We start from the raw sequence: 435 nt of genomic DNA on the forward strand, positions 1-435 counted from the left end.
AGCCGACGCCGTCGAAATTGTCGGCGTACCAGCTGCCATCGGGCAGCCGGCGCACGGAATTGGCGCTCTGCACCCTCGCGGCGCGGTCGTGAGCGGCGGTGCATTTGTGATAGACCGCAACCTTGTACGGCACCGAGATGATCACGCCCCTGATATTCTCGGCTGCCGTAATGCCGGCCCAGAAGGCCTCGAAATCCTCCGGGCGGCAGCTCAAGGGCACCATGAGGCTGTCGAGGCCCTTCTGCTCGAAGATCTCGTTGAATATGCCGGGGCTCTTGGCATGGGCCACGGGATGGGCCAGCATCACGAAGATCTCGGCCTTGCCGGTTCCGCGCATCGGTTTTACTCCTTTTCTTTTGACAGTTCGTGGCCGCTGAGGATCTCCAGCGCCTGGACGAGGGACGAGTGGTCGGCCTCCGCGCCGCCTGGTCGGGC

The 435-nt window shown here is 63.9% G+C and carries 1 pseudogene; it reads right to left on the reverse strand.

From position 1 onward, the window contains the following. Positions 1–337: pseudogene (locus EOA22_RS37170) on the reverse strand (shikimate dehydrogenase); the annotation flags it as partial. Positions 338–435 lie beyond the last annotated feature (98 nt).

The sequence above is a fragment of the Mesorhizobium sp. M7A.F.Ca.US.014.04.1.1 genome (assembly GCF_003998745.1).
Classification (GTDB): domain Bacteria; phylum Pseudomonadota; class Alphaproteobacteria; order Rhizobiales; family Rhizobiaceae; genus Mesorhizobium; species Mesorhizobium ciceri.